The organism is Candidatus Thiodiazotropha endoloripes (genome assembly GCF_001708965.1).
Taxonomy (GTDB): domain Bacteria; phylum Pseudomonadota; class Gammaproteobacteria; order Chromatiales; family Chromatiaceae; genus Thiodiazotropha; species Thiodiazotropha endoloripes.
This window is the reverse complement of the sequence record NZ_LVJW01000006.1, coordinates 1,094,934-1,118,027: the sequence shown is the minus strand read 5'-3', so window position 1 is coordinate 1,118,027 and position 23,094 is coordinate 1,094,934. Positions and strand designations below refer to the sequence as shown.

The window sequence follows — 23,094 nt, the reverse complement described above, 5'->3', positions numbered from 1 at the left end:
GCATGGGTAAGCCAACAGGTTTTAAAGAGATTGATCGTCAGGACCGGACCTATGCTCCGGTGTCGGACCGGATCACCCACTACAATGAGTTCGTCATCCCGCTGACCGATGAGAATGTCAGCCAGCAGGGCGCGCGTTGTATGGATTGTGGCATACCTTTCTGTCATCAGGGCTGTCCGGTAAACAACATCATTCCTGACTGGAACGATCTGGTCTACAAGGGAGACTGGCAGGCGGCGATCGATGTGCTGCATACCACCAACAACTTCCCCGAGTTTACCGGCCGCATCTGTCCAGCGCCCTGTGAAGCGTCCTGTACCCTGAACCTGGAAGATACACCGGTTACCATCAAGACCATCGAATACAGCATCATCGAAAAGGCCTGGAGCGAAGGCTGGGTGAAACCGCAGATTGCCGATCACAAGAGCGGCAAGCGGGTTGCGGTTGTCGGCTCCGGCCCGGCCGGTATGGCAGCCGCCCAACAACTCGCCAGAGCCGGACATGCGGTGGTGCTTTACGAAAAACAGAACCGCATCGGTGGCCTGCTGCGTTATGGCATCCCCGATTTCAAGCTGGACAAAACGATCATCGACCGCCGCATGGCGCAGATGCGCACTGAAGGTGTTGAGTTCAAGACCAGCACTCACATCGGCGTGGATCTGCCCGGCAGACAGCTGCTGGACGATTTCGACGCGATTGTACTGACCGGTGGTTCAGAAAAGCCACGGGATCTGCCGATTCCCGGTCGTGAGCTGAACGGAGTCCACTTCGCCATGGATTTTCTGCGCAGCAACAGCCACAGAGTGCAGGGTGACCATGTGGAGGACTTCATCTCCGCCGATGGCAAGCATGTGGTGGTGATCGGTGGCGGTGATACCGGCTCCGACTGCATCGGCACCTCGAATCGTCATGGCGCCGCTTCCGTCACCCAGCTGGAAATTCTGCCGCAACCTCCAGAAAAAGAGGAGAAGGGCACCACCTGGCCCGACTGGCCCAACAAGATGCGCACCTCCAGCTCCCAGGAAGAGGGCTGTGAACGGATGTGGCAGATCGCCACCAAGAAGTTCATCGACGATGGCCAAGGCAATCTGGCCGGGGTAGAGTGCGTCAAGGTCGAGTGGGAGAAGGACTCTGCCGGCAACTGGAAAATGTCCGAGGTGGATGGCTCAGAGTTCGAACTGAAAGCGGACCTGGTCACCCTCGCCATGGGCTTTGTCCACCCGGTCCATGAAGGCCTGCTGGAAGAGCTGGGTGTTGAACTCGATAACCGGGGTAACGTCAAAGCTGCCACTGAAGGCGGTACCGCCTACAAGACCTCCATCGACGGTGTCTTCACCGCAGGCGACATGCGCCGTGGTCAGTCATTGGTGGTCTGGGCCATCCGAGAGGGTCGTCAGTGTGCCCGTGCGGTTGACGAATTCCTGATGGGAACCACCGATCTGCCATTGTGGTAAAACTTCATCGGCCCGGGCGCTCATCCCGGGCCGTTTCCACTGATTGACCTTCCCCCTCTCTTTATTGATTGAGCTGCTATTCACATCAGCGGCTAGCTTTTCTCAGATGCCCTGATATTCATAACTTCAACGATACGCGTTAGCAGATTGTGGTAAGCGTCATGAATAAAAGGAACCTGCCATGCAGATACGTGAAGCAACCGAAGTTGATTTTGATGCTATCTGGCCCATCTTCAAAGAGATAGCTTCCGCAGGTGACACCTACGCCTACCCTAGCGATACAAGCAAAAACGAAGGGAAAAGGCTTTGGATGGATCTGCCGAGAAAAACTTTTGTCGTGGTGGAAGATAAGAAAATCGTTGGTACCTATTACATCAAAACCAATCAGGCCGGACCGGGCAGTCATGTCTGTAATTGCGGTTATATGGTGCCATCCTCATCCAGAGGAAAAGGTCTTGCCACAGCCATGTGCGAACATTCGCAAGAAATTGCCCGAGTAATGGGTTACAAAGCCATGCAATTCAATTTTGTCGCCGCCGCCAATGAAGGAGCCGTGCGACTTTGGCAAAAGCACGGTTTTGAAATTGTAGGGCGCCTGCCGAATGCGTTTAACCACCCGGCTAAAGGTTATGTTGATGCCTTGGTCATGTACAAATGGTTGGTATCTGGGTAGTAACGCAAGCGGCGTTTGAGGTGACAGATTGGATTGTTCCGGTAATTTAACGATGTGTGTAGAAGAATTAAAAGCAAATTAGCTTAGTTCGATTTTCCGTGAGAGCTTGCGTTTCAAGGATAAATGTTCTAGAAATGAAGCAACGTTAGATTCAGTACAATCACAGGGATGATTCTCTTTATGGAAATAGAGAAATCGATTGGTGCAACCGAGCCAGTAACATTCGCTGTCCACCAAATCGCCGGGATAGCAGATCAAAACAAGAAGTTCTCGGCTCAAATCAGGGAATTTATTTCCCGGATCGATATTCAGGACATCCTCTACACTATCCAATATTGCAGAAAGTCACACGCTTGTGAGGTTGGGCGATTCCAAAACCATGAACCCTATGGGCCGAGGCTCACTGTCGATGCCATTGCGCCGAAGCGCCTGGAGCAAGTTGTAAACAATGAATCCATGTGTATCGATCTTGTTGCGAGACTGCCACTCGGAGAGTCTGGTACGTCCAGTAACGTAGTAGAGAAAACTCCCGTAGTCAAAGCAGTATGGCGACCCAAACGGGAGTAGGAATATATATTTATAAACTGTTTAATATGTTGATGGAAGTTACGATTGATTTTTTCTGGATTAGGGAAATGAAGCGGGGCGTCATAATACGTTATATGTGCCGTCCACATAATACTTTTTATGAGCCGTCCATATAATCCACTGTTAGGCGTATATAAGGGACTGTTCCATGAAGTCATTCATAATATTTACTAGCGGTTTTTTCACTGCAGTTATTCTTTTAGCTGTTGGCGGTTATGGTTTTATGCAATACACATCGAATATGGTAGAGGAATATCAATCAGAATGGATCCCCGATTTTGATGAGCAACTCTATAAATCAGCTGCGGATCTCGCGGCCGCAAAAACAAAATATGAAAGATGGGTCGCAATCGGCGATGTTGGCCTTTGGAACGTAGATAATGGCTCTTTAGAAAAAGCTGAGTCATTTGCACATGAAACATTGAAGATTGCGGAAATGTACAAAGATGACTGGAACTACGGCAATGCTATTCATAAAGGGCATTTAACTTTAGGTAGAGTGGCATTACGCAAAGGTGACATCGAAGAAGCAAAAAAACAATTACTACTTGCTGGTAAAACACCTGGCTCGCCTCAACTAGATTCATTTGGCCCAAATATGGTGTTAGCTAAAGAGCTTCTAGAAAAGGGTGAGAATGACACAGTACTCAAATACCTAGAGCTTTGTGAGGAATTCTGGGATTTCCACTTGGAAAAGTTAATAAAGTGGGAAGAACAAATTACTAGAGGGGAGAAACCGAATTTTGGTACGAATCTACTCTACTAGCGCAGTAATAATCACGCCTAACAAGGCGCTCGTTCGGATGCAAACTACGCTGCGCTTCGTTTGCACCGTACAGCTTGGTCGTTAACCGTCTTATGGATAAAAATTACGCATATATAAGTATTAATGGCAAAGAGAACACTTCTTTAGTCACTAAATCCTTAGGTATTGAGCCCACAAAAGAGTGGAATGTTGGTGACAAAAGAAAAAATGGTTCAATTTATGATTTCTCACATTGGGAATATAAGCTACCAGAATTTGAGCAAGAATTTATGGATGAGGCCTTACAGAAGGTCATAGAGTTCATCGAAAGTAAAGAATTGGATTTTAGTAAAGTACCTGAAGGGTTCCGGTCTTTCATATCATGTGCGGGTTGGCATGAAGAGAAAAGCCCAGGGTTTCACCTCTCAGAAGACATGATCGTTAAATTAGGCCAAATAGGTTTGGCAGTAGATTTTGATTTATATTGTCATGTTGAAAAAAGCGGTTAACAAGAAGCTCCACCGGACAAAATACTCGCTACGCTTGCATTTTCCGGTGAGCTAGGCGTTATGTGTAAAAATAAAAATGCTTAGTATCGCCATTGCCACCGGAATTTTCGTATTTTATTTTCTGTATAAGTCTGCGTGAATGTTAAAAGCATACTTGATTGACAAGGAAAGCGATGAGGAGGACAAATCAATATCTAGAGCGTATGGGTGGGAAACATTCCTTATGTTAGGAGTTTGCATGCTGGTTCTTTTTTTGGGCGAAAAGTATAATTATTGAGCGATAGAACATGAATCACATATCGAGACGCTCAAGAGCTCGACGTGCAAAGGCGGCGCGCGTCTTCGCTGAGCGTTATGTGTGAAAGGAAAAGAAATGGCATGGAAATATCTGATATTTGCTTTTGCTCTTGTAGGTTTTGTATTTTCTTATCCATATCTTCAAGATAAACTTAATATTGGCATAAGCTATAAGGTTGTCGTTTTATTAAGCTCCGTTGTACTTATGTTTATCATTACACCGCTCTATTGGAGATCAATAGTCAAAAACGGAAAAGAAGAAAAAATGAAATACAAAAGAGCCAAGCAACCATGGGAATAAATGTGGAGATATTCAACCAACACATAACAATCACCTCCAGCCGTTTCAAAAGTCGCTACGCGCCTTTTGTTCGGCTGAGGTGAGGCGTTATGTGTAAATAATCAAAAATGAATGAACTTATCACCCTCATATGTTTTATTGCAGTAGTAGGTATCATTTATTACATGTATTACAAAAATAAACACAGTCCCATATGGAAATCTCTATCTAATAACTTTCCTCATTCAAGTATAGAGAACTTAGGGCGTAGAAGTTTAGAAATGGTCTTTTTCTGGGAAGACTCCGATCCAAAAAATAATGATTATTTTAATAGCATGTATGTAAGCGCTTCTAATGAAGGAGTTAGCATTCAGCCAACAATTAATAATATTGGCGCAGGTAGTATATTCATCCCATGGCACGAAATTACCCATACTGGATCAAAATGGTTATTTTTACGGAAGCGTGCTCTATTTCATCTCGAAGGCCAAGGTATTACTATAGCCATAATGAATAAGTGGCTAAAAACACATAAAAATGAATAACGAGACACGGGGTCTCGTTAATAAAGCTGTTAACTGCGTAAAGATGAAAAAAAAGGAAATCGCTAAACTTCTTGGTAACGGCAAACTTGTAAGTGAAAAATCGAATGGTACTGCTTATGAAGTACTGATACAGGGAGGAAGTTTCGACTTAGTAATAACCATTCCATTCGAAGTCCATGAAATATATTACGAAGCAAAAGATAAAGAAGGGAACTCTTTACTAAAGGACTGGCGTGACCATTATGGTGAAACTGAAATCGAGGATTACAAAGAGAGTTTAATAGAAGTGGTGAAAACTATGAAATCGCCACTATTTAGAATGGCAAATGAAGGGAAAACAGTGGAAGTAAAAAGCGATGAGTGGTTTTACTTATTTGGTCGGTTTGGCAGTTAACCAGCGGCTACAGTGGATGCTCGCTATCGCTCGCCCCACTGAGCCTGATCGTTAGGGGTAAAAAAGATCAGTGATGAGTAATAGATTAAGCAATGCAGGTTGGATAGGACTCAGCGCTTTAGTCTTTTACTTCTATTACTTTGAAGTAGCAGGCTACTGGAATAATAAAGAAGGAATCGATCCATTAGTTGTAAATTTTATATGTGTACCTGCCTTGTTTGGGCTGATAACCATTATTGGCCTGAAGGGGGCATTAATAGAAAAAATTCTATGGTTTTGTTTTATGCCTGTAATACCTTGCCTGATTCTCGGTCAAGAAGGAGATCCAGCAAAACATGGATTGCAGTGGATGCTTATAATGGTCATGCAGATACCGTACTGGGTTAGTGGGGCATTCATAAGTTTTGTTATCACCTATGTAAATCGAAAATCAGCCCCTAACAAGGGGGTCTAATGGACGTCATAAAGCTACGCTCGTTCCTCGCTATACTTTATGCCGCCATTAACCTAAAACGTTAGGCAAAAGAAGTGAGTAGATTTGTATACTTTGTAGTTTTACTTATTTTTTTCTCGCCGTTATTCGCTGAAGATTTCTGCGACAAGGCTTATTGGGATGCCTCGTTAATTATTAAACAAGAGAAATGCCGTAAAATTGCGGAGCAAGGTAACGATGAAGCGCAATTCGGTTATGGTCTTATACTGCTCGGTGGTCATGATCGAGTTTCAAAACCAAATGAGGCTTTCGAATGGTTTATTAAAAGTGCCAAACAAGGGAACCATTTGGCTCAAACGATACTCGGACGGATGTTAAGCGATTCGCGTTTCGGTGTTCCACTCAATTTACCGGAAGCCTATGCATGGTGGGCCGTATCAAAGAATATAAAATCTGCTAATGAATTATGGTTAAGGCTAACACCAGAGCAACAGGAAAAAGCTAAAGAGTTAGAGAAAATATATGCATCAACATATTTTAGAAAATGAAGTAAATTGCTTAACCAGCAGCTCCAGCGGATGCTGGTGCTATCGCGCCATCTCCACTGAGCTTGGTCGTTAAGTGCTAATACGTAAATGGAACCACAAGAACTCATAAAACAGATTGAAGTAGCATTTGATCGAGTGAAACGGCCAAATATATCATTGAGGCAGTTTCGGCTCACTGATCTAAAGGGAATAATTGGTGATATAACTGATGAAGAATGGAAACAGGCAGGAAAGGCAAGGCAGGACTCTAAATGGAGAGACATTCCTGATTCAGAAATAGAAGAATGTGATTGCGTTTTGGCTCATATGGGGGCAGAAGAATACCAATACTACTTGCCAGCATATATGCGGTATTCACTTAAGCACTATAAATTGCCTGTATGGGAATCAGATATAATTGGCGCTACTGTTTACTCAGTTTATCCTTCATCTAAAGATAAAGAGTTATATAAGTACAGTATTAATCAAATGTCTTTATAAAACAGCGAGCAAGAAAATGCAATTATTCACTTTTTGGAGTTTGTTGCAGAGAATGCTGATGACGTTCAAATGTCGGGTGCAAAAATAGCTCTTGATAGATATTGGAGAAAAAACGAATATATCGGGACACTCACCGTTTGAAAAGATCATTCAGGTGAGTTAGAGTTAAAAGTACATGGAATGTATTAAAGCCAAGGAGCAGGCAATGACGATATCGCGTAAGCAACAGATCTGTCTTGATGAAACCCCCTACTACCACTGCATATCCCGCTGTGTGCGACGTGCTTTTCTGTGCGGTGAGGATAAGTTAACCGGTCGTAGCTATGAACATCGTAGAGACTGGATTGTAGAAAAGCTCAAGCAGCTTGATGGAGTGTTCTCTATCTCGATCTGCGCTTATGCCGTGATGCACAACCACACTCACACTATCTTGAAGGTCGACCGTGAAGCCGCATTGAATTGGCAAGATGATGAGGTTATTTCACGGTGGACTCTGCTCTACAAGCCAAGCCCTATCGTTGACCGTTATCTAAATGGCATAAAATTAACAAAGGCCGAATTGGATTTGTTTGCTGAAGATATCAAAAAGTGGCGATATAGACTCTACGATATTAGCTGGTTCATGCGTAATCTCAATGAAGGTATCGCAAGACAGGCCAATGAAGAGGACGGTTGTACAGGGAAGTTTTGGGAGGGCAGGTTCAAAAGCCAGGCTCTGCTTGATGATGCGGCGCTATTGACCTGTATGAGTTACGTTGATCTTAACCCGATACGGGCAAAGATAGCCGATAGTCCGGAAGCATCAGATTTTACCTCCATTCAGGATCGTATCAGGCATTATCAAAAAGCACTCGAGCAAACAGGGAATCGTGTAGTAGCAGCCACCGCAACGCCAGAGCATTTAGTGCCGTTCATTGGTAGTGAGCATCAAGATAAAGCTTCAGGCTTGAACTTTAGCCTGTCAGACTACCTGGAACTGACCGATTGGGCAGGGCGAGCTATCAAAGAAGAGAAATTCGGTGCCATTCCCTCAGAACTGGCGCCAATCCTTGTGCGGTTGAATATTGACCCGGAAGCCTGGCTCGACAGCGTAAAATGTTATGACAAAAACTACAACACAGTGATTGGAACAAGGGAAGGGATTAAGCGGTTCACTCAAGCCATTGGTAGAGGCAAAAAGTGGTTCTGTGCGAGTGGGTTTTCGTTGCAGATCTATCAGACATCGCCAGTCTGATATCTTTCAAACTCAATCCGGGTCATTTATGCCAATCAAGGTGTGTTGGCAGAAAGTTACTTGATCCTTGTTCGGCAAACCCAGAGATAAATCCTCAATTAGAAAATAATAATCGGTTGAACCTCCTAGATTAGTCGAAGCCGGTCATAATTTAATTCCAACTGAAACAAATGGAAGCAGGGGAGTTCATTTTCTTCCTTTAAATGATGCCTTTCCCTATAACCCTAATAACCACCTATAACCCCTATTAAATGATGTCTGTCCCTATAACCACTAACCTCCATTCAGGATCGTATCAGGCATTATCAAAAAGCACTCGAGCAAACAGGGAATCGTGTAGTAGCAGTCACCGCAACGCCAGAACATTTAGAACCATTAGTTGGTGGCGAGCATCAAGATAAAGCTTCAGGCTTGAATTTTAGCCTATCAGACTACCTGGAACTCACCGATTGGGCAGGGCGAGCCATCAAAGAAGAGAAATTCGGTGCCATTCCCTCAGAACTGGCGCCAATCCTTGTGCGGTTGAATATCGATCCGGAAGCCTGGCTCGATAGCGTAAAATGTTATGACAAAAACTACAACACAGTGATTGGAACAAGGGAAGGGATTAAGCGGTTCACTCAAGCCATTGGTAGAGGCAAAAAGTGGTTCTGTGCGAGTGGGTTTTCGTTGCAGATCTATCAGACATCGCCAGTCTGATATCTTTCAAACTCAATCCGGGTCATTTATGCCAATCAAGGTGTGTTGGCAGAAAGTTACTTGATCCTTGTTCGGCAAACCCAGAGATAAATCCTCAATTAGAAAATAATAATCGGTTGAACCTCCTAGATTAGTCGAAGCCGGTCATAATTTAATTCCAACTGAAACAAATGGAAGCAGGTGAGTTCATTTTCTTCCTTTAAATGATGCCTTTCCCTATAACCCTAATAACTACCTATAACCCCTATTAAATGATGTCTGTCCCTATAACCACTATAACCCCTGTTAAATTATGTCTGTCCCTATAACCAGCGCTATAACCCCTGTTAAATGATGTCTGTCCCTATAACCAGCGATAAAAATATTCAGAATCGGTGGTGAGGAGTTTTTGATACTGCTCTACAATACCGATGAAGCCAGTAGCATCGACATAGCAGAAGAAATTCGAAAGGGTATCGAAGATCTTTCTTTAATACCTGATCGTACTGTAACAGTCAGTATTGGTGTGGCTGGCTTAAGTTCAGTCAGAGACTGGAAGCAGTGGATGAATGTCTGCGACAAGAGTCTGTATGAGGCCAAGAATCTCGGTCGTAACAGGATAGTTGCCTGTGAAGGATAGTGGATCGATCAAAGTATCTGATAATAGTCGACAGCCACCCCCAGGAATCGTAGCAAGGTCCCTTCGCTTGTTTGTCTCACAGTTCAACCGTTAAAAATACCAGATAGTTGCTAATCACTTGTTAATAAGTGCTTATATTAGATCTCTCTACAGTAATTGGACTCGTCGACTACTAACACGATCATAATGACCAGGATATTAGAAATCTCAAAAAAAATTAGGTCATAATCGAACGGTTCTCTAAATCCAACGTCTCGTCTACAATTCACTGGACTAGCAGTAAATTTATACCAACAGTAAAACCTGCATCCCAGGAGGATAATAATAATGTCAAGTAACGACACGCTGACTGATCGCCGTGAATTTCTGGTTGGAACTGCTGCAGCTTTGACAATGGCTGCGATCCCAACGACTGCCTCTGCTATGAAAGACCATCATCAACACCACCATCATCATCACGGTAAAAACAAAGACATCGTAGATGCAGCCGAGGAGTGCATTGCAACCGGTAAGACCTGTTTAAACCATTGCCTGGAACTGTTAGGCGATGGTGATACGTCGATGAAGGCGTGTTCGAAGAACGTCAACGAAATGGTTCCAGTCTGCGAGGCTATGGCAACGCTGGCCTTGTCCGATTCAAAAAATTTGAATCTTATTGCACAAGGTTGCCTGGCTGTCTGCAAGGATTGTGCGGCAGCCTGCAAGGAACACATAGATAAACACCAGGAGTGTAAGGATTGCTATGAGGCCTGCAACGGCTTTATTAAAGTCGTCGAAGCGTATTTAAAGACTGCCTGATTTACTTCAGGTCTTTTGCCGCGTCCACTATTCCTGCTCTATTCTGAGTGATTGGCCTGTGTAGAGAGACTCTGTACCTGCTATTTACTCATGAATAGGGCAGTAATTAATGCCAATCTGTGGCTATAGTCATAATAGCGACTCTCACCTGGCTGATTGCTAAACCGCTGGCTCAGGTGAGCGTATGGCTTCTATCTCAACAAGTTGCCTTTTAAATAGATACAGACAGATAGTGAGTGCACATGGCCAAGAAACAGGTATTTCGCTACAAAGGTACAGAGATCGATGTCACTTGGGACGAACGTCTCTGTATACACATTGGTGAGTGTGGCTATTCCCAGGGTGAGCTCTTCGTTGCTGGAAGGGATCCCTGGTGTCAGCCAGACCTTTCATCCCCGGCTGAGGTGGAGGAGGTCGTAGCGCGCTGTCCCAGTGGTTCCCTGGTTTGCCGAAACAAGCAGGACCAGGTGACTGAAACCGCCGCTGCGGAAAACACGGTAACGGTCAGTTACCAGGGCCCCTATTTTGTGACGGGTGATCTGGCCATCGAAGGGGTGCCTGAGGATATGCCCGGCGTTCGGTTTCGTGCGGCATTGTGTCGGTGCGGCCTTTCGAAAAACAAACCCTATTGTGACAACAGCCATGAAGGCAGCTTCAAGGATTATGGGGCTGTTGGCGAAACCGGTGAGCCCCTGAAGCAGAAAGGCGGGCAGCTGAAAATCACGCCGCTGGAGGATGGTCCCTTGCTGCTGTCGGGCAGTGTCACCGTCAAAGCCAGCAGTGGGCGGAGTGCCTGGCAGGGAGAGAAGCTGGCCTTGTGTCGATGTGGTGCCTCCAAGAACAAGCCGTTCTGCGATGGCACACACAATGCAATCGGGTTTAAGACTGAGTAGTCGGGTTTTCGGTTAGGTTGCGGCAACCCTGTCGACTTCGTTTTCCCGATCCGCTTCCTCTTCTCTCAACACCTTCAGAGTGATCTCAGCGGTTCTCATGATGTGCTGCTCAATCGCATCGCAGGCCCGTTTTTTATCCCTCGCCAGGGCTGCGTTGCGTAACTCTTCATGCTCCTGGTGGAGATCTCGTGGGATCTCGGTGTTCAAGGCGATGTTTCGATAGCGTTTGTGCTGATCATAGAGAATGCCATAGAAGCGGCGTAGCCATTTCGAGGTGCATGCCGCAATCAGCGCCTCATGAAAATCGTGATTGCGGATCTCCCACTCGGCCTTGTCTCTCTTCTCGGACTGTTCAACCTTCTCCAATTGATAGAAGGTCGCCACGATCTGCGACTCCCAGGCATCGTCACCATGTTCGATACTCTGGGATAGGGCCTGTTTCTCAAGCAGGATTCGCATCCGGGTGATGTCCGCCAGATCCGCCTCTGACATAGGGGCTACCCGGAAGCCGCGCTGCCCTTCAGCGGTGACAAAACCGTCTGCCGTAAGGCGACTCAGGGCTTCCCGCAATGGGCTTGCGCCGACCCCATACTCCTCTCTGAGATGTTCAATACGGAGTTTCTCTTCCGGTTGCAGCGCTCCGTGAATGATATCGGATCTGAGTTGCAGATAGGCCTGATCGGTCAGTGTCCTGGTACCGCTCGGTGAGTTTTTATCATTGTAAGTTCTTGGCATACCTGCATTTTCCACTTGTGGGCTAACTCTTTGGCCGGGTCTTATACCCTACCCGCTATTTATAAGATCAACAGTGACTTCTATCAATATTTTAGACGCTAAAAATATATTTACAAAAAATATCGATAATAATCTTGCATATCGACAAAATATCGCTATTCTTGTGTTTATCGATATTTTGGAGCGATCACCATGTCCTACCAATTAACCATTGAACCCACCGGCGATGAGCTGGAGGTCGAAGAGGATCAGAACATTCTTGATGCCTGTCTGCGGGCCGGTATCTGGATGCCTCATGCCTGCTGTCACGGTCTGTGCGGTACCTGCAAGGTTGAGGTGATCGATGGGGATGTGGAGATCGGCGATGCCTCGAATTTCGCCTTGATGGATATGGAGCGGGATGAGGGCAAGGTGCTGGCCTGCTGTGCCACGCTGCAGTCGGATGCGGTGATCGAGGCGGACATCGATGAGGATCCGGATGCGCGGGTGATTCCGGTACGGGATTTTGAGGCCGAGGTGGTGCGGCTGGAAGACCTGACCCACGATGTGAAGGGTGTGTGGCTGCAACTGGATGGCGAGGGTATCGACTTCCAGGCGGGTCAATACATCAATCTGTCGGTGCCCGGTGTGGAAGTACCGCGGGCCTTCTCTCTGGCGAACAAGCCTTCCAAAGGCAATCTGATCGAACTGCATATTCGATTGGTGCCCGATGGCGAGGCCACCCCGGTAATCCACAACCAGCTGAAAGTCGGTGACAAGCTGAATGTGGCCGGGCCTTACGGTCGCTTCTTCGTGCGCAAATCGCGTACCGATCCAATGATCTTCATCGCCGGCGGTACCGGTCTTTCCAGCCCGAAATCGATGATTCTCGATCTACTTGAAGAGGGCTGCAGCGCACCGATCACCCTGTTACACGGCGTGCGGGCGAAGAAGGATCTCTATGACGACGAGCTGTTCAGCGACCTGGCGCAACAGCATGCGAATTTCAGCTACGTGCCGGTGCTCTCGCAGATGGAGGATGGCGATGACTGGTCGGGTGAAACCGGTTTTGTTCACGAAGCGGCACAGCGGATTTTTGATAACAGCTTCAGTGGTAGCACCGCCTATCTGTGTGGTCCCCCTGTGATGATCGAGGCCTCGATCCGCGCCCTGATGCAGGGGCGTCTGTTTGAGAACGACATTTTCACCGAAAGCTTTCTCACCAAGGACGAAGAGAGCCGCAAACGCAGCCCGGTATTCAAGAGGCTGTGACCGTGGCATTGCGTTACGAGATCTATGTGGAAGACAGGGACGCCCGTTTCCATTGCGGTGCGGAACAGCGTCTGCTACACGCCATGCAGGCCCAGGGGCTGGGTTCCATCCCGGTGGGTTGTAAAGGCGGCGGTTGTGGTGTCTGCCGAGTGCAGATTACCCAGGGGGATTACGAAACCCGAAAAATGAGCCGCAACCATGTCTCTGAGGCGGAAGAGGGTCAGGGCATCGTGCTCTCCTGCCGGGTTATTCCAAAGAGCGATTTACGTTTGAGACTGGCGCCCAAAGCGCACCAGACAACATCCGAGAGCGCAGCATAGCGTTCCGTTAATACAACAAAACATAAAGCACAACATCAACGAATTCGGGTAATGGCCCGGCAGGAGGATCTCATGGCAGTGACAACGAGCGATCAGGCAGTCCGATTTATCCAGATCACCTTTGGTGAGGTGGGTGTCAGTCGGGATCAGTTGAGTATCGATGGTTTCATCGAGACGGATCATCAGGACAACGCCCGCCACTTCATGAAGAGCTGGAGCGAGTTTGAAGGCGGTAGTGATAACCGCTTTGAAATTAACAAGAAAAGCTGACGATGGTTGAGACCACTGTCGGCGTTAACCAGTCCGTATCGTGCAAGCGCTGTTTATCAAGTGCGCTGTTAAGCCGGACTGATCGCAATCGGATTGCTGAGAAACGAACGAACCCCCGAGGCAACAACGGGAAAACTTAGGATATTGGCGTAATGACGGTGAATTAAATGAAAGAGGTCAAACACTTCATCAATGGTGAATTTGTCGGCTCTGCATCAGGCAAGCTGTTCGACAACATCAACCCGGCCACCGGGGAGAAGATCGGCATCGTGCATGAGGCGGGAGCGCCGGAGGTGGATGCTGCGGTGAATGCAGCCCGTGCAGCCATGCAGGGGGATTGGGGGCGCATGCCATTGGCGGAACGGGCCAACCTGCTGCACAAACTGGCGGATGGCATTACCGCCCGCTTCGATGAGTTTCTCGAAGCGGAGTGTCTCGACACCGGCAAGCCGCAGAAGCTGGCCTGCCATATCGACATCCCCCGGGGCGCGGCCAACTTCAAGATCTTTGCCGATGTGGTGAAGAACGTACCCACCGAGAGCTTCATGCTGGACACGCCGGACGGTCAGGGTGCGCTCAACTATTCCGTGCGCAAACCGAAGGGTGTGATCGCCGTGATCAGCCCCTGGAATCTGCCGCTGCTGTTGATGACCTGGAAGGTCGGACCGGCACTCGCCTGTGGCAACGCGGTGGTGGTCAAGCCCTCGGAAGAGACCCCCTTCACCACAACCCTGCTTGGGGAGGTGATGAACGAGGTGGGTATACCCAAAGGGGTCTACAACGTGGTGCACGGCTTCGGCCCCAACTCCGCGGGTGAGTTCCTGACCCGCCACAAAGGGGTGGATGGCATCACCTTTACCGGCGAGACCGGAACCGGTGCGGCGATCATGAAAGCCGCTGCGGACGACATTACCGATATCTCTTTCGAACTGGGTGGCAAGAACCCGGCCCTGGTATTCGCCGACTGCGATATGGACAAGGCGGTCGAGGGTACCCTGCGCTCCGCCTTCGCCAACTGCGGCCAGGTCTGCCTGGGTACCGAGCGGGTCTATGTGGAGCGTGAGATCTACGACACCTTCGTCGAGCGTCTGAAGCGCGGCGCCGAAGCCCTGAAGATGGGGCAGTGGGACGACCCGGAGACCGACATGGGTCCGCTGATCAGTGAAGAGCATCGCAGCAAGGTGCTCTCCTACTACCGTAAGGCGGAAGAGGAGGGGGCCACCGTGGTCACCGGCGGCAGCACCCCAGAGATGCCCGACGGCCTCGCCGGTGGGGCCTGGGTTCAGCCCACCATCTGGACCGACCTGCCCGATGATGCGGACTGTGTGCGGGAAGAGATCTTCGGCCCCTGTTGCCACATCCGCCCCTTCGACAGTGAGGATGAGGCGATCGCTCTGGCCAACGACACCGACTACGGACTGGCCACTGCGATCTGGACAGAGAACAGCTCCCGCGCCCATCGGGTGGCGGCACAGGTAGACGCAGGGATCGCCTGGGTCAACTCCTGGTTCCTGCGGGATCTGCGCACCCCCTTCGGTGGTTCCAAACAGTCCGGCATCGGCCGCGAGGGTGGGGTCCACTCCCTGGAGTTCTACACCGAACTGAAAAACGTCTGTATCAAGCTTTGAGGAGTAACCGATGCTGAATGAACAACGCATCAACGAACTGGGTGACGAGCTTTACCAAGCCCTCAGTCAGCGACAGATGATCGACCCCCTGACCGAACGGGAGCCGCAGATCACCATCGAGGACGCCTACCACGTCTCCCTGCGAATGGTGAACCGGCGGGTGGAGAACGGCGAGTCGATCATCGGCAAGAAGATTGGCGTCACCTCCCAGGCGGTGCAGAACATGCTCAATGTGCACCAGCCCGATTTCGGTTATCTCACCGATCGCATGGTCTTCGGCAACGGCGACGAGATGCCGATCAGCGAGCAGCTGATTCAGCCTAGGGCCGAAGGGGAGATCGCTTTTATGTTGAAGCGGGATCTGATTGGTCCCGGGGTCAGCAACGCGGATGTATTGCGCGCCACCGAGGCGGTGATCCCCTGCTTTGAGATCGTCGACTCCCGTATCCGCGACTGGAAGATCAAGATCCAGGATACCGTGGCGGATAACGCCTCCTGCGGGCTGTTCGTGCTGGGTGACAAGGCGGTGGATCCGCGCAAGGTCGATCTGGCCACTGCCGGGATGGTGGTGGAGAAGAACGGTGAACTGCTCTCCACCGGTGCCGGCGCCGCAGCGCTGGGTTCACCGGTGAACTGTGTCGCCTGGCTGGCCAATACCCTGGGCAGCTTCGGCATTCCCCTGAAAGCGGGCGAGGTGATCCTGTCGGGTTCCCTGGTACCCCTGGAGCCGGTGGTGGCGGGGGATTTCATGCGGGTGGAGATTGGTGGTATCGGCTCCGCTTCGGTCCGTTTCACCTGAGCCAACAACGAGGTGTCGAGATGAGTCGCCTAACTCCCTTGCCAATCGATCAACACGAAGCACTGGCCGAGCGTTTTGCCTTCTTCGAACAGACCCTGGGTTTCGTCCCCAACAGCCTGCTCACCATGCAGCGCAAGCCGAAGCTGGTGGATGCCTTCATCCAGTTCAGTGCCGCAGTCTACGACCCGGACGGCGAGGTGGATCTGGGTTTCAAACGGCTGGTGGCCCATGTGGCCAGCAGTGCGGCGGGTTGCCAGTACTGCAAGGCGCATACCGCGGTGAGCGCCAAGCGCCACGGGATTCCGGTGGAGAAACTGGAGGATGTCTGGAACTACCGTGACAGCCCTCACTACACCGAAGCGGAACGGGTGGCCCTCGATTTCGCCCTGGCGGCCGCTTCCCAGCCGAATGATGTGACCGATGAGCTGTTCGCGCTGCTGCGGACCTACTGGAGTGAGGATGCGGTGGTGGAGATGCTCTCGGTGATCGGCCTGTTCGGCTTTTTCAATCGCTGGAACGACAGTCTGGCCACACCCCTGGAGGTGTTGCCGATGGAGACCGCACAAGTGCACCTGACCAAGGGTGGTTGGGAAGCCGGTAAACATATGAATAAGGGCTGAGGCCCGGTTAAATCTACGAGGTTAGGATTCATGAACAAAATCAACGCCGCCCTGATCGGCTCCGGCAACATCGGAACCGATCTGCTCTACAAGGCACTGCGCAGCGACTGGATCAATCCGGTCTGGATGGTGGGCATCGACGAGGCTTCCGAAGGTCTGGCCAGAGCCCGCGACCTGGGTCTTAAGACCACCCATGAAGGGGTCGACGGTCTGCTGCCCCATATGCGGGAAGACAACATACAGATCTGTTTCGACGCCACCTCCGCTTATGTGCACGGGGAGAACAATCGTAAAGTACAGGCGCAGGGTTCGATCATGATCGACCTGACCCCGGCGGCAATCGGCCCCTTCTGTGTGCCGCCGGTCAATCTGAAGGACCACGTGGGCAAGCGTGAGCTCAACGTCAACATGGTGACCTGTGGCGGGCAGGCGACCATTCCGATGGTCGCGGCAGTGAGCCGGGTGCAACCAGTGGCCTATGGCGAGATCGTAGCGACCGTCTCTTCCCGCTCGGCCGGGCCTGGCACCCGCAAGAACATCGATGAGTTCACCCAGACGACCTCCGGCGCGGTGGAGAAGGTCGGCGGCGCCAAGAAGGGTAAGGCGATCATCATTCTCAACCCGGCGGAACCGCCGTTGATGATGCGTGACACCGTGCACTGCATAACCGAGGGCGAGCCGGATCAGGCGGCCATCACCGAGTCGATCGAAGCGATGATCAAACAGGTGCAGAAGTATGTACCGGGCTATCGACTGAAGAACGGTCCGGTGTTCGACGGCAACCGGGTCTCCGTGTTCATGGAGGTGGAGGGGCTGGGTGACTACCTGCCCAAGTATGCCGGCAATCTGGACATCATGACCGCAGCCGGTCTGCGCACCGCTGAGATGTTCGCGGAAGAGATCATCAACGGCACCCTGACTTTAGAAGCCGCATCGGCCTGAGGTAGAGACAATGAATTTATCCGGAAAAGAGATCACCATCCATGACATGAGCCTGCGTGACGGCATGCATGCCAAACGCCACCAGATCACACTGGATCAGATGGTCGCCGTGGCCTCGGCGCTGGATGAGGCGGGCGTGCCGATGATCGAAGTCACCCACGGTGACGGCCTGGCGGGCGCCTCGGTCAACTACGGCTTTCCCGCCCATACCGACGAGGAGTATCTGCGTGCGGTAAGGCCGCATCTGAAACGGGCGAAGATCTCGGCACTGCTGCTGCCGGGCATCGGTACCGTACCCGAGCTGGAGATGGCTGCGGACTGCGGGGTGGATACCATCCGTGTGGCCACCCACTGCACTGAGGCGGATGTCTCTGAGCAGCACATCACCAAGTCCCGTGAACTGGGGCTCGATACGGTGGGTTTTCTGATGATGTCCCACATGGTGGGGCCTGAAAAACTGATCGAGCAGGCGAAGCTGATGGAGGGCTACGGCGCCAACTGTATCTACGTCACCGACTCCGCCGGTTACATGCTGCCAGAGGATGTGACGCTGCGGCTGGGTGCCGTGCGCGATGCCCTGCAGCCGGAGACCGAGCTGGGCTTTCACGGCCACCACAACCTCTCCCTCGGGGTGATCAACTCTCTGGCGGCGGTGGAAGCCGGCGCCAACCGCATTGACGGCTCCGCCGCCGGCATGGGTGCCGGTGCTGGCAATACCCCCCTTGAGGTGTTTGTTGCGGTGGCGGAGCGTATGGGCGTGGAGACCGGGGTCGATCTGTTCAAGCTGATGGATGTGGCGGAGGACCTGATCGTACCGATGCTGGATCAGCCGATCCGGGTCGACCGGGATGCCCTCACCCTGGGTTATGCGGGGGTCTACTCCTCCTTCCTGCTGTTCGCCAAACGGGCCCAGCAGCGTTACGGCGTCTCCTCGCGGGATGTGCTGGTTGAGCTGGGCAAGCGGGGTATGGTCGGTGGCCAGGAGGATATGATCGAGGATGTGGCGATGGAGATGGCCAAGGCACAGGGGGCGAACTGATGGGCACTCTGACAGAAGCACAGGTCGCCGAACTGGCGGAGTATCTGGAGACCAGCGAGCTGGAGGCCAAGGATGCCACCAAGATCACCGATCGTTTTCCTGAGATGGATTTCGACGACGCCTACGACATCCAGTTCGAGATCCGTCGCCGCAAGCAGGCAAGAGGTAACAAGATCATCGGTCTGAAGGTGGGTCTCACCTCCCGCGCAAAGATGAAACAGATGGGTGTGGAGACCCCGGTCTACGGCTTTCTCGCCGACTATTTCGATCGTCCCGACGGGGGCGAGATCGAGACCGATCAGCTGATCCATCCCAAGGTGGAGGCGGAGCTGGCCTTCGTCACCAAAGCCCCCTTGAAAGGGCCCGGTTGCCATATCGGCAATGTGCTGGCGGCCACCGATTTTGTCATTCCGGCGGTGGAGGTGATCGACTCCCGCTATGAGAATTTCCGTTTCGACCTGATCAGCGTGATCGCCGACAACGCCTCCTCATCCCGCTTTGTGCTGGGTGGGCAGATGGCCGATCCGGCGGATGTGGATATGCGTACCCTGGGTGTGGTGATGGAGAAGAATGGCGAAGTGGTTGAGCTGGGAGCCGGTGCTGCGGTATTGGGTCATCCCGCCGCCAGTGTGGCGCTGCTGGCCAACATGCTGGGTGAGCGGGGTGAGGAGATCCCCGCCGGTACCCTGATCCTCACCGGCGGCATCACCGCTGCGGTGGCGATGGAGAAGGGGGATTGCCTGAATGTGAGATACCAGGGATTGGGCAGTGTGGGGATGCGGTTTGTATAAGGTGGCATCAGACCACTAGACCGGATTTCCTTGATTGGTGGATAGGGTGCGGTGTTGCCAAGTCCTGTCCATAAGAATATGCCAACCATCCCCCGGGGGATGGAGATGAGAGGATGAGCAGATGAGTAACCATCATCGAACTGAACAACGTAACCGCTGGCGTTATACGCCCTGGTTGCTCCTGGCCCTATTGATCAGTGGATGTGAAGCGCCTCTCGATCTGACCCTGGTGGAGCGGGAGATCCAGAAGCCGATCTACCGCTTCGACCAGCTGAAAGCCGCCGCCTCCAACCATCGCCGGATCATTGCGGTGGGGGATTACGGCACGGTGCTGACCAGCCTCGACAAGGGGGAGACCTGGCAGCGCACCCAACTGCCGACCAACTCCTCCCTGGTCGCGGTGGCCAGTTGTGAAGACGGCAGTTTTGCCGCCATCGATACGGTACGTAAGGTCTGGATCTCCGACGCCAACGGCAGTGAGTGGCAGGCGACCCAGCTGGAGACCCTGGAGAGTCCGATGGCGGTCACCTGCGACCCCCGTGGCAGATTCTGGATCACCGCCAGCTTCAGCACCCTGATCCACAGCGACGAGACCCAGGCCAACTGGCAGGAGATCTCACAACAGGAGGATATGCAGTTCACCTCGATCCAGTGGCTCGACCGGGATAATGGGGTGGTCGCAGGAGAGTTCGGTTCCCTCTACTTCACCCATGACGGCGGCGAGAGCTGGGAGCGGGGTAACGATATTCCCAACGAGTTCTATCCGATGGCGGCCTGGTTCCGCTCCCTGGATGAGGGCTGGGTCGCGGGTCTCAGCGGCACCATCCTGCATACCAAAGACCGGGGAGAGACCTGGCATCGTCAGGCGTCGGTCAGTAAGGCGCCGATCTACAATCTGATTCCCCAGGGCGATCGACTCTACGCCACCGGTGACAACGGCACCCTGTTGCAACTGCAGGGGGATCGTTGGCAGCGGGTGCCGGATGCACCGCGACTCTTTTCCTATCTGATCACCGCCATCCCCCAGGGTGATGAGCGCCTGCTGGTGATGGGTGGGCGGGGCACCATCAGCCCGATTGCGACCCCTGCTGAAGGAGCCGTCCAATGACTATGCACGCCTTCTCACACTGGTTGAAAAACATCGACAACCTGGTGTTCAAATTTCCCAAGATCTTTCTCACGGTGATCGCGGCGCTGACGCTGTTCTTCGCCTTTCAGGTGCCGAAAGTTCAGATGTACTCCGACTTTGCCGATCTGCTGCCCCAGGAACACGAGTACATCAAGCTGCACAACTCGATCCGTGACACCTTCGGCGGCGCCAACAATGTGGTGATGGCGGTGGTGGTGGATGAGGGAGATATCTTCACTCAGCAGACCCTGGCGCGTATTCACCGTATTACCCAGGCGGTGGATAACGTCAGCGGCGTCAACCACAATCTGCTGGCCAGTTTGACCCATCGCACCTCGCGCAAGGTCTGGCTGACCGATACCGGTGATGTGAACTCCCAGCCTTACTACGATCCCCTCAAGGAGAGCTGGAGCGACACTGAGCTGAGCAAGCTGCGGGACGATGTGATGAGCAACCCACGGGTGTTCGGCCTGCTGGTCTCGCCCGATCTGAAGGCGGCACTGATCAAGGCCCAATTCAACGAGGGTCAGCTGAACTATGGTGAGATCTTCGATCAGCTGCAGCAGATCCGCGATACGGAAAATGCGGACGGGGTGTCGATCTACGCTACCGGTCAGCCGATGTTGTGGGGCTGGGTCTACAGCTATCTGGATCAGCTGTTTCTGATCTTCACCACCACGGTGGGGATCATGCTGTTCCTGCTGATCATCTATTTTCGTCGTGCCTATGGGATCCTGCTGCCGATGTTCGGCATCACCATCTCGGCGATCTGGGGGCTGGGTATCCTCTCCCTGCTGGACTACAACCTGGATCCCCTGACCCTGGTGATTCCCTTCCTGATCTCGGCCCGGGCGATGTCCCATGCGATTCAATTGGTGCAGCGGTTCTATGGGGAACTGGAAGAGGTGGATGAGCCCAGGGAGGCGGCCCATCGTACCTTCGACTCCCTGTTCCGGCCCGGCAGTCTGGGTATCGTCTCCGATGCCATCGGCCTGTTGCTGATCGCACTCGGCTCGGTGCCGATCAATGTGAAGCTGGGTATCTATGCCTCACTGTGGGCGGTGTGCGTGGTGTTTACCGTGTTGATCGCGGTACCGCTGATGCTCTCGCTGCTGCCGAAACCCAAGCCGGCGGCGAAAAGACTGGCTGCGGAAGATGCCCTGTTTGGCCGGGTTGCCGCGGTGGTTGCCAATCGTCATGGCGGCATGGTCATTCTTGGTGTTGCCGGCGTGATACTGCTGGTCGGCGCCCAGTTGAGCAGTCGGGTGCAGATCGGCGAGTCGGAACCAGGCTCGCCGATCCTCTATCTGGATCACGACTACAACGTCTCATCGAAGGTGATCAACGAACGTTTCCCCGGTTCCGAGGAGCTCTACATCGTGGCCCGCACCGATAAGAAGGGGGGTATGAAACGGCCCGATGTGCTGCAGGCCATTGAGGCTTTTCAGAACCATATGCTGCTCGACCCGGAGCTGGGTGGCGCCAAGGCGGTTCCCGATCTGGTCAAGCAGGTCAACCGGATCTTCCACTCCGACGATCCCCGCTGGGCGATCATTCCCGATACCGAGGCCTATGTGGGCGGTCTGATGTTCGCCTATATGGCCTCCAGCCCGGTGCCGGGTGCCCTGAAGGAGTTTATCGATACTGACGATCAGGTGGCCAACATCGTCTTCTTCTACAAGGATCATCAGGCAAAGACCATCCGTCGGGCGATCCATCGCGCCAAGGAGTGGATCAACGAACCCGCCAACCAGGTGGATGGACTGCACATCGAGCTTGCCGGCGGGCTGGTCGGAGTTACTGCGGCAATGAACGAATCGGCCTATGAGAGTAACATGCTGATCATCCCGCTGGTACTGGCCCTGATCTTTGTTTTCGTTACCTGGTTCTACATGTCCCTGCACGCCGGTTTCATCATGTTCTCGGCGATGATGTTCTGTACGGTTTCCACTTACGCCTATATGGGCCTTGCGGCGATCGGCATCAATGTCAATACCGTACCGATCATCGCGGTGGGCATCGGTGTCGGCATCGACTACTCGATCTACATCATGGACCGGATCCGTGAAGAGACAGCCAAGGCTCAAGGGCATCTGCAGAGTGCGGTGTTGAGAGCCATCGCCACCACCGGCAAGGCGATCGGTTTCACCGCCGCCTGTCTGATCGGCGGGGTGATCATGTGGGTCTTCATCTCCGATCTGCGCTTCCAGGCGGATGCGGCTCTGTTGCTGGTAGTGATGCTGATCCTGAATGCTCTGGCAGCGATGTTTCTGGTGCCCTCCTGGGTGATGATCTTCCGTCCCAGCTTCATCGGCAGCGCCCGTTACGACGACGATGGCGTGCTCTACGCAGAGAAGCCTCAGACCGCCTGATTGTCATAT

Annotated in this window: 26 protein-coding genes and 1 pseudogene; 26 read left to right on the top strand and 1 reads right to left on the bottom strand. The window is 52.0% G+C overall.

The features are described from left to right. The first annotated feature begins 2 nt into the window (after positions 1 to 2). The 15 genes and pseudogenes from A3193_RS15730 (at position 3) to A3193_RS15655 (ending at position 11,189) form a co-directional block, all read left to right on the top strand. On the top strand, positions 3 to 1,454 hold the full coding sequence (locus A3193_RS15730; protein WP_069003283.1) for a glutamate synthase subunit beta: 1,452 nt from the start codon (positions 3 to 5) through the stop codon (positions 1,452 to 1,454). A gap of 181 nt (positions 1,455 to 1,635) precedes the next feature. Then, entirely contained in the window at positions 1,636 to 2,127 is a 492-nt protein-coding gene (locus A3193_RS15725; protein WP_069015262.1) for a GNAT family N-acetyltransferase, read from the top strand. A gap of 736 nt (positions 2,128 to 2,863) precedes the next feature. After that, complete coding sequence (locus A3193_RS15715) at positions 2,864 to 3,481, top strand: hypothetical protein (RefSeq protein WP_069015261.1); 618 nt, start codon at positions 2,864 to 2,866, stop codon at positions 3,479 to 3,481. A 92-nt stretch (positions 3,482 to 3,573) separates the two neighbouring features. Continuing rightward, positions 3,574 to 3,969, top strand: a complete 396-nt coding sequence (locus tag A3193_RS15710) for a DUF4279 domain-containing protein (RefSeq protein WP_069015260.1) — start codon at positions 3,574 to 3,576, stop codon at positions 3,967 to 3,969. Between the two features lie 358 nt (positions 3,970 to 4,327). Further along, positions 4,328 to 4,567 carry a hypothetical protein gene (locus A3193_RS15705; RefSeq protein WP_141694554.1) on the top strand — a complete coding sequence of 80 codons (240 nt, stop codon included), beginning with the start codon at positions 4,328 to 4,330 and terminating at the stop codon, positions 4,565 to 4,567. Between the two features lie 107 nt (positions 4,568 to 4,674). Further along, complete coding sequence (locus tag A3193_RS20455) at positions 4,675 to 5,091, top strand: hypothetical protein (protein ID WP_069019587.1); 417 nt, start codon at positions 4,675 to 4,677, stop codon at positions 5,089 to 5,091. A 43-nt stretch (positions 5,092 to 5,134) separates the two neighbouring features. After that, complete coding sequence (locus A3193_RS15695) at positions 5,135 to 5,485, top strand: hypothetical protein (protein ID WP_141694555.1); 351 nt, start codon at positions 5,135 to 5,137, stop codon at positions 5,483 to 5,485. Between the two features lie 73 nt (positions 5,486 to 5,558). Further along, a complete protein-coding gene (locus A3193_RS15690) occupies positions 5,559 to 5,939 on the top strand; it encodes a hypothetical protein (RefSeq protein WP_069015257.1) in 381 nt (126 codons plus the stop codon). A gap of 74 nt (positions 5,940 to 6,013) precedes the next feature. Continuing rightward, entirely contained in the window at positions 6,014 to 6,466 is a 453-nt protein-coding gene (locus tag A3193_RS15685; protein ID WP_069015256.1) for a tetratricopeptide repeat protein, read from the top strand. An 87-nt stretch (positions 6,467 to 6,553) separates the two neighbouring features. Then, positions 6,554 to 7,087, top strand: a pseudogene (locus A3193_RS15680) (DUF6714 family protein). Positions 7,088 to 7,121: 34 nt separating this feature from the next. After that, positions 7,122 to 8,180 carry a transposase gene (locus tag A3193_RS15675; RefSeq protein WP_235615012.1) on the top strand — a complete coding sequence of 353 codons (1,059 nt, stop codon included), beginning with the start codon at positions 7,122 to 7,124 and terminating at the stop codon, positions 8,178 to 8,180. 411 nt (positions 8,181 to 8,591) lie between these two features. Beyond that, on the top strand, positions 8,592 to 8,879 hold the full coding sequence (locus A3193_RS15670) for a hypothetical protein (protein WP_069015254.1): 288 nt from the start codon (positions 8,592 to 8,594) through the stop codon (positions 8,877 to 8,879). Positions 8,880 to 9,234: 355 nt separating this feature from the next. Continuing rightward, positions 9,235 to 9,498, top strand: coding sequence for a GGDEF domain-containing protein (locus A3193_RS21125; protein WP_083218805.1), 264 nt, complete (start codon positions 9,235 to 9,237; stop codon positions 9,496 to 9,498). A gap of 327 nt (positions 9,499 to 9,825) precedes the next feature. Continuing rightward, positions 9,826 to 10,296 (top strand): four-helix bundle copper-binding protein, encoded by a 471-nt coding sequence (locus A3193_RS15660; RefSeq protein ID WP_069003289.1) that lies wholly within the window; start codon positions 9,826 to 9,828, stop codon positions 10,294 to 10,296. Between the two features lie 242 nt (positions 10,297 to 10,538). Next, positions 10,539 to 11,189 (top strand): CDGSH iron-sulfur domain-containing protein, encoded by a 651-nt coding sequence (locus tag A3193_RS15655; protein ID WP_069003290.1) that lies wholly within the window; start codon positions 10,539 to 10,541, stop codon positions 11,187 to 11,189. 12 nt (positions 11,190 to 11,201) lie between these two features. Here A3193_RS15655 and A3193_RS15650 read toward each other — a convergent pair whose 3' ends face one another. Then, positions 11,202 to 11,924: an FCD domain-containing protein gene (locus A3193_RS15650; protein ID WP_069015252.1), complete on the bottom strand. Its 723-nt coding sequence runs from the start codon at positions 11,922 to 11,924 to the stop codon at positions 11,202 to 11,204. Positions 11,925 to 12,116: 192 nt separating this feature from the next. On the opposite strand from A3193_RS15650, the gene A3193_RS15645 reads away from it, so the two are divergent. The 11 genes from A3193_RS15645 to A3193_RS15595 all read left to right on the top strand — a co-directional run bounded on the left by A3193_RS15645 (position 12,117) and on the right by A3193_RS15595 (position 23,085). Further along, positions 12,117 to 13,175 carry an NADH:ubiquinone reductase (Na(+)-transporting) subunit F gene (locus A3193_RS15645; protein WP_069003292.1) on the top strand — a complete coding sequence of 353 codons (1,059 nt, stop codon included), beginning with the start codon at positions 12,117 to 12,119 and terminating at the stop codon, positions 13,173 to 13,175. Positions 13,176 to 13,177: 2 nt separating this feature from the next. Further along, positions 13,178 to 13,495, top strand: a complete 318-nt coding sequence (locus A3193_RS15640; protein ID WP_083218804.1) for a 2Fe-2S iron-sulfur cluster-binding protein — start codon at positions 13,178 to 13,180, stop codon at positions 13,493 to 13,495. Positions 13,496 to 13,567: 72 nt separating this feature from the next. Beyond that, the gene (locus A3193_RS15635; protein WP_141694556.1) at positions 13,568 to 13,765 is read left to right on the top strand and encodes a hypothetical protein; all 198 of its coding nucleotides are present in this window, start codon (positions 13,568 to 13,570) and stop codon (positions 13,763 to 13,765) included. Between the two features lie 167 nt (positions 13,766 to 13,932). Continuing rightward, positions 13,933 to 15,393, top strand: coding sequence for a 2-hydroxymuconic semialdehyde dehydrogenase (locus A3193_RS15630; RefSeq protein WP_069015250.1), 1,461 nt, complete (start codon positions 13,933 to 13,935; stop codon positions 15,391 to 15,393). A 10-nt stretch (positions 15,394 to 15,403) separates the two neighbouring features. Further along, the gene (dmpE, locus tag A3193_RS15625; protein WP_414630413.1) at positions 15,404 to 16,192 is read left to right on the top strand and encodes a 2-oxopent-4-enoate hydratase; all 789 of its coding nucleotides are present in this window, start codon (positions 15,404 to 15,406) and stop codon (positions 16,190 to 16,192) included. A gap of 20 nt (positions 16,193 to 16,212) precedes the next feature. Beyond that, the gene (locus A3193_RS15620; protein WP_069003298.1) at positions 16,213 to 16,812 is read left to right on the top strand and encodes a carboxymuconolactone decarboxylase family protein; all 600 of its coding nucleotides are present in this window, start codon (positions 16,213 to 16,215) and stop codon (positions 16,810 to 16,812) included. Positions 16,813 to 16,842: 30 nt separating this feature from the next. Then, positions 16,843 to 17,754, top strand: a complete 912-nt coding sequence (locus A3193_RS15615) for an acetaldehyde dehydrogenase (acetylating) (RefSeq protein ID WP_069003300.1) — start codon at positions 16,843 to 16,845, stop codon at positions 17,752 to 17,754. 10 nt (positions 17,755 to 17,764) lie between these two features. Next, positions 17,765 to 18,793: a 4-hydroxy-2-oxovalerate aldolase gene (gene dmpG / locus A3193_RS15610; protein WP_069003303.1), complete on the top strand. Its 1,029-nt coding sequence runs from the start codon at positions 17,765 to 17,767 to the stop codon at positions 18,791 to 18,793. Next, positions 18,793 to 19,584 carry a 2-oxo-3-hexenedioate decarboxylase gene (gene dmpH, locus A3193_RS15605; protein WP_069015249.1) on the top strand — a complete coding sequence of 264 codons (792 nt, stop codon included), beginning with the start codon at positions 18,793 to 18,795 and terminating at the stop codon, positions 19,582 to 19,584. The genes dmpG and dmpH overlap by 1 nt, the downstream gene beginning before the upstream one ends. A 121-nt stretch (positions 19,585 to 19,705) precedes the next feature. Then, on the top strand, positions 19,706 to 20,692 hold the full coding sequence (locus A3193_RS15600; protein ID WP_083218153.1) for a WD40/YVTN/BNR-like repeat-containing protein: 987 nt from the start codon (positions 19,706 to 19,708) through the stop codon (positions 20,690 to 20,692). Then, the gene (locus A3193_RS15595) at positions 20,689 to 23,085 is read left to right on the top strand and encodes an efflux RND transporter permease subunit (RefSeq protein WP_305782043.1); all 2,397 of its coding nucleotides are present in this window, start codon (positions 20,689 to 20,691) and stop codon (positions 23,083 to 23,085) included. Before A3193_RS15600 ends, A3193_RS15595 begins: the two co-directional genes overlap by 4 nt. Positions 23,086 to 23,094 lie beyond the last annotated feature (9 nt).

Coding starts and splice junctions, on each gene's coding strand:
- A3193_RS15620 (WP_069003298.1), top strand. CDS start 16,213: ATGAGTCGCCTAACTCCCTTGCCAATCGATCAACACGAAGCACTGGCC.
- A3193_RS15645 (WP_069003292.1), top strand. CDS start 12,117: ATGTCCTACCAATTAACCATTGAACCCACCGGCGATGAGCTGGAGGTC.
- A3193_RS15710 (WP_069015260.1), top strand. CDS start 3,574: ATGGATAAAAATTACGCATATATAAGTATTAATGGCAAAGAGAACACT.
- A3193_RS15715 (WP_069015261.1), top strand. CDS start 2,864: ATGAAGTCATTCATAATATTTACTAGCGGTTTTTTCACTGCAGTTATT.
- A3193_RS15695 (WP_141694555.1), top strand. CDS start 5,135: ATGAAAAAAAAGGAAATCGCTAAACTTCTTGGTAACGGCAAACTTGTA.
- dmpG (WP_069003303.1), top strand. CDS start 17,765: ATGAATTTATCCGGAAAAGAGATCACCATCCATGACATGAGCCTGCGT.
- A3193_RS15630 (WP_069015250.1), top strand. CDS start 13,933: ATGAAAGAGGTCAAACACTTCATCAATGGTGAATTTGTCGGCTCTGCA.
- dmpE (WP_414630413.1), top strand. CDS start 15,404: ATGCTGAATGAACAACGCATCAACGAACTGGGTGACGAGCTTTACCAA.
- A3193_RS15615 (WP_069003300.1), top strand. CDS start 16,843: ATGAACAAAATCAACGCCGCCCTGATCGGCTCCGGCAACATCGGAACC.
- A3193_RS20455 (WP_069019587.1), top strand. CDS start 4,675: ATGAATGAACTTATCACCCTCATATGTTTTATTGCAGTAGTAGGTATC.
- dmpH (WP_069015249.1), top strand. CDS start 18,793: ATGGGCACTCTGACAGAAGCACAGGTCGCCGAACTGGCGGAGTATCTG.
- A3193_RS15600 (WP_083218153.1), top strand. CDS start 19,706: ATGAGTAACCATCATCGAACTGAACAACGTAACCGCTGGCGTTATACG.
- A3193_RS15650 (WP_069015252.1), bottom strand. CDS start 11,924: ATGCCAAGAACTTACAATGATAAAAACTCACCGAGCGGTACCAGGACA.
- A3193_RS15660 (WP_069003289.1), top strand. CDS start 9,826: ATGTCAAGTAACGACACGCTGACTGATCGCCGTGAATTTCTGGTTGGA.
- A3193_RS15730 (WP_069003283.1), top strand. CDS start 3: ATGGGTAAGCCAACAGGTTTTAAAGAGATTGATCGTCAGGACCGGACC.
- A3193_RS15655 (WP_069003290.1), top strand. CDS start 10,539: ATGGCCAAGAAACAGGTATTTCGCTACAAAGGTACAGAGATCGATGTC.
- A3193_RS15675 (WP_235615012.1), top strand. CDS start 7,122: ATGGAATGTATTAAAGCCAAGGAGCAGGCAATGACGATATCGCGTAAG.
- A3193_RS15595 (WP_305782043.1), top strand. CDS start 20,689: ATGACTATGCACGCCTTCTCACACTGGTTGAAAAACATCGACAACCTG.
- A3193_RS15690 (WP_069015257.1), top strand. CDS start 5,559: ATGAGTAATAGATTAAGCAATGCAGGTTGGATAGGACTCAGCGCTTTA.
- A3193_RS15725 (WP_069015262.1), top strand. CDS start 1,636: ATGCAGATACGTGAAGCAACCGAAGTTGATTTTGATGCTATCTGGCCC.
- A3193_RS15635 (WP_141694556.1), top strand. CDS start 13,568: ATGGCAGTGACAACGAGCGATCAGGCAGTCCGATTTATCCAGATCACC.